Source organism: Synechococcus sp. H70.1 (assembly GCF_047502705.1).
Classification (GTDB): domain Bacteria; phylum Cyanobacteriota; class Cyanobacteriia; order Thermostichales; family Thermostichaceae; genus Thermostichus.
The window spans coordinates 54,590-59,148 of record NZ_JANSIV010000010.1 but is presented as its reverse complement, the minus strand read 5'-3'; the positions used below and the strand labels follow the sequence as shown (position 1 = coordinate 59,148).

At 62.3% G+C, this 4,559-nt stretch carries 3 protein-coding genes and 1 pseudogene; 1 reads left to right on the top strand and 3 read right to left on the bottom strand.

Going from position 1 to position 4,559, the window contains the following annotated elements; translation table 11 throughout:
• Window positions 1-108 (bottom strand): annotated as a pseudogene (locus tag NW827_RS00620) (IS630 family transposase); the annotation flags it as partial.
• Between the two features lie 276 nt (window positions 109-384).
• On the opposite strand from NW827_RS00620, the gene NW827_RS00615 reads away from it, so the two are divergent.
• Window positions 385-1,776 carry a TldD/PmbA family protein gene (locus NW827_RS00615; protein ID WP_414360968.1) on the top strand — a complete coding sequence of 464 codons (1,392 nt, stop codon included), beginning with the start codon at window positions 385-387 and terminating at the stop codon, window positions 1,774-1,776.
• Window positions 1,777-1,783: 7 nt separating this feature from the next.
• On the opposite strand, the gene NW827_RS00610 is transcribed toward NW827_RS00615, so the two are convergent.
• Window positions 1,784-3,091, bottom strand: a complete 1,308-nt coding sequence (locus NW827_RS00610) for a class I SAM-dependent methyltransferase (protein ID WP_414360965.1) — start codon at window positions 3,089-3,091, stop codon at window positions 1,784-1,786.
• 82 nt (window positions 3,092-3,173) lie between these two features.
• Window positions 3,174-4,556, bottom strand: a complete 1,383-nt coding sequence (gene lpdA, locus NW827_RS00605; protein ID WP_414360962.1) for a dihydrolipoyl dehydrogenase — start codon at window positions 4,554-4,556, stop codon at window positions 3,174-3,176.
• Window positions 4,557-4,559: the final 3 nt, after the last annotated feature.

Below are 4,559 nucleotides of genomic sequence, written 5' to 3'. Positions count from 1 at the left end.
GTTCTCTTGGTCACCATCAACCGTTCGGCTACCTGGCGGATAGAGGTCTTACCTGACCCGATAAGCTGCTACAACTCTTTGCCGTAGATCCAAAGAATGGGTTGGCATCTCTTCCTCTCCTTCCTCTTGAAACCTGTACCCCATTTAAATTAACAGGCTGTAACATCTACTCTTATTGCTTCATGCGAGGGAGTGACTGTCTCTGTCCTGCGGCAATACACTCCTGCCTCTCCCAAGCGACTCTGACCGGCCCCCCACTCTCCCCGTGTACGGGGGGGATATAGGGAGCACAGAGCGGGGCTTCAAGGACTAGGTCCCGCTAGCGCGAGCGGCGGGTTAGCCAAAAAGGGTATGCTGGAAGTACCGTCCTTCCCCCCTAGGGCCATGCGAGATCTCCTGCGCGACATCCTTCGGGATTACTCCGGCTTTGTGGAACTGCGCTACCACAGCAAAGTCTTTCGCAGCGTTACGGCGGAAAAGGGCCGCATTGAGCGGACGGCGGTTCGGCGGCGCTCAGGGGTGGGGGTGCGGGTGCTGGAGGCCGGCACCTGGGGCTTTGCCGCCACCGGGGATCTCTCCCCAGCCGCCATTCGCAAGGCCATTGCCGAAGCCCAGCAGGCGGCCCGTGCCAGCGCCGACTGCCGCAAACAGAAGCTGAAGGCTTTGCCCAGCGTAGCCCTGGCCCAGGGAGAGTTCTGCGAGCCCGGCGTGGAGGAGGTGGTCAACAAGCCCCTAGAGGCCAAGATCCAGTTGGTTTTGGAAACGGAAGCCCAAGCCCGCAAGTCCTCTGCTCGCATTACCTCGGCCAGTTGCACCTACAACGAGATCTACGAGGAAAAAGCCATTGTTACTACAGATGGGGCGGATGTGGCCTTTCGTCTGGTGCGCCCTGAACTGCGGATCCAGGCGGTGGCCGAGGCGGATGGCCAACTGAGCAGCGGCGCCGAGTCCATTGGTGTTACCGGGGGGTGGGATTGCCTTTTTCGGACGGATCCCTTGCAGATGGCGGAGAAGGCAGCTGCCACCGCGGTCGATCTCCTCTCTGCAGGCTACGCCGAGGGGGGATGGGCCACAGTCATCTTGTCCCCTTCCATCGTGGGGCTGCTGGTGCACGAGGCCATTGGCCACACGGTCGAGGCGGATTTTGTCCTGGCGGGCTCGGTAGCAGCCGGCAAGCTGGGGCAGCGGGTAGCCAGCGAGTTGGTTACCCTCAAGGACTCTGGCCGTTCGGAATTCATGCCAGGGGCAGGGGGAACGCTGCCGGTGGACGATGAGGGCGTTCCCACCCAAACCACCACCATCATCCAGAACGGCATCTTGGTGAGCTACCTGCACAACCGCGAAACGGCTGCCTACTTTGGCGTCGAGCCCACCGGCAACGCCCGCGCCTGGGAGTATGCCGACGAGCCGCTTATCCGCATGCGCAACACCTACCTTGAGCCGGGATCCCAAACCTTGGAGGAGATCCTTGCCAGCACACCTGACGGCTACTTCCTGGATGGGGCCAGGAATGGGCAAGCCGACTCCACGGGTGAGTTCATGTTTGGCGTGGAGCGGGCCTACCGCATTCGCAACGGCAAGCTAGCAGAGCTGCTGCGAGGGGTTACCATTACCGGCAATGCCTTTGAGGTGTTGCAGTCGGTGGATGCTGTGTCGCGGGATTTCCTGTGGGACTTGGGATCCGGCCACTGCGGCAAGGGTCAGCCGGCCAAGGTGGATGCTGGAGGGCCCTATATCCGCTGCCGCGCTATTGTGGGCGGCCGGCAGAGCGCTTAGCCTCCACCTAGAGAGCAACTCTTAGAACCAGGCGGTCGGCTTCCCATTCGCGAAAGAGGCGGAGAACATGCTCGGCTCTCTCGGCGTGCTGGTTCAAAATCTCCGCGCCAGAGCGGGCCTGCTTGGCTAAGGGGAGCAGCAGCTCCACGACCTGGTAGCGGCTGGAGGCAATCATCTTGCCCGGGATCCGGGCAATGGGCCAGAAGATGTCCAGCTTTTGGGCCACAATCTGGGCGGGATCCACCTTGCCCAGCAGATCCGAAAAGGGGATTTTGCGATCCCAGTAGCGCACCTGGCCGTGCTGGAGAAAGAGGGGGTTGAGCTGCCAACGGGAGCTGCGGAAAAACTCGGCTGTGAAGGGATCCCAGTTGGCCAGCTTCTGGCCCTGGTGGCAGCACCAGAAGAGATTTTGCGTGTGGTAGAGGGGCTCCAAGTACTCGATAACCCGCAGTTGGTCAATGCGGGAAAGGGCTTCGTAGCGGCGGTGGAACTCCGGGTGGGTGGCGGCAATTAAGGGCTTGGCGTTCCAGTAGTCCAAGTAGGGGGCGACATCGATAAACTCTAGACCCGCCTGGGCCAAAAGGTCAGGGATCTCGCCAATGTCAAAAGGAATGTCGTTGGCGTGGAAGAAGTTGTCGACGATGTTTTCGTCTGCCGAGTAGTATTCCTCGTGGGCCTTGGCATGCCGGGCTAGCAGGGAATTGGGATGGGCTGCCTTTAACAATTGCCGCACAAATTCAATCTTTTCCGGCGTGGCCGGCGGAGTAATCCCCAGCAGCTCCAGGGCGCGGCGAATGCGGTAGACATGCCAACGGCCGGAACGGTTGTAGAGCATCAGCGCCATTACCCCCTCGGGAGCTAGGCGCGAGGCCAAGTTTCTCAAAGCCTTGACCGGATCGGCGGTGTGGTGGATGACCCCATAGGAGCTGATCATGTCGAAGCTCCCCTCCGGCCAAGTGGAGGGATCCATGAGATCCCCGTAGTGCACCGAGCAGTTGCGCAGGCCGTGGTACTTGATCCGTTTCTGGGCAATCTCTAGGGCCGGGCGGCTGAGATCGATCCCGACCACGGCGCCATAGCCGGGGTTGCTGGCGGCAATGCCGTGTACCTCCCAGCCGGTGCCGCAGCCGGCCACCAAAAATCTGGCTCCGGTGGGCTCTTGCAAGGTGCGGGTGCGGGCATATTGGGCGAGGATGTAGCTGCCTAGGCTGGAAAAGCCCTCAAAAGGCCGGTCGTAGGGGACGGGCGGGTAGGGAAACGCCTCGTACTGGGCCTGCACCGCTCGGGTAATCTCCGCTTCGCTCGCCAAAGCCACGTTCTCCCACCTCTTCCCCCCTATCCTATTAGACCAGCTTTGGCCGTCAAGTCGGCCCGTGTCGGTCGCCAGCAGGCCACGGCTAGGCTGCGGTTAAACTGTGGGCAGCTCGCCGGTAGGCTTCCTCCAGCGTCTCTGCCAGGGTGGGGTGAACGTGCACCAGGCGGGCCAGCTCTTGCACCGTGGCGCGGCGGGCGATGGCCTGGGCCGCCTCGTGGATGAGATCCGCAGCATGGGGCCCAAAGATGTGGGATCCCAGCAGGAGACCCGTCTCCTTGTCAAAGACCAGCTTGACCATGCCCTCCGTCTCGCCAGAGGCAATGGCCTTGGAGTTGCCGCCAAAGTAGGTGCGCACTGTGCCCACGCTATAGCCCTCGGCTTTGGCCTGGGGCTCGGTTAGCCCCACAAAGCCCATCTCCGGGTGGGTAAACACCGCTGCTGGGATGCTCAGGTAATCCATGTAAGCAGGGCGGCCACAGATGTTTTCCACGGCCACCCGCCCCTGGGCTGCCGCCGCGTGGGCCAGCATCAGCTTGCCCGTCACATCGCCAATGGCCCAGAGGTGGGGCAATTCCGTGGCCATACGGCTATCTACGGGTACAAAGCCGCGCTTGTCTAACTCCACTCCCAGCTCCGCCAGGCCCAGCCCCTCTGAGACCGGGATCCGCCCAGCGGCCACCAGGCAGGCATCCACCTGCAGCGTTTCGCCGTTAGAGAGGTGGATCGTCACCGGCTGGCCAGGGATCACCTGCTTGGCCAGCACGCCCACATAGGTCTGGATCTGGCGGGGTTTGATCAGCACCCGCTGGGCCAGGCGGGCAATGTCAGGGTCAAAGGCCGGCATCAGGGTCTCCAGGGCCTCGATGAGAATGACCTGGGATCCCAGCGCCGTGTAGACGTCGGCAAACTCCTGGCCGATGTAGCCGCTGCCGATGATGGCCAGCCGCTCCGGGATCCACTCCAACCGCACCGCCTCGTTACTGGTAAACACCGTGCGGCCATCTACTTGGATCCCCGGCGGCACAAAGGGTTGGGAACCCGTGGCCAAGATAATGTCCCGCGCCGTGTAGGTTCGAGATCCCTTCTCTTCCTGGACTTCAACCATTTGGGATCCCGCCAGCCTGCCCCGTCCCCGCAGGAGTGTTACCCCCAGTTTCTCCAGGGAGCGGGTCATGTCGGCGCGGATCTTCTCCACCACCTGGGTGGCGTGATTGGCAATGGCCTCCCGGTTAGCCTGGACGGATCCCACTTGGATGCCCAGCTCGGAGCTGTGTTGCAGTTCCCGCAGGCGGGCGGAGGCAGCCAGCAGAGCCTTGGAGGGGATGCAGCCGCGGTTGATACAGGTGCCGCCCATTTCGGCGCACTCGACGATGGCGGTTTTGAGGCCGGACTCGACAGCATGCAGCGCCGCGCCGTGGCCGCCGACGCCGGCACCGATGATGATTAAGTCAAAATCGAAGCTCATGGC

What these genes read in the sequence shown, in the direction of transcription:
- lpdA (WP_414360962.1), bottom strand. Translation starts at nt 4,556, where the DNA reads ATGAGCTTCGATTTTGACTTAATCATCATCGGTGCCGGCGTCGGCGGC.
- NW827_RS00615 (WP_414360968.1), top strand. Translation starts at nt 385, where the DNA reads ATGCGAGATCTCCTGCGCGACATCCTTCGGGATTACTCCGGCTTTGTG.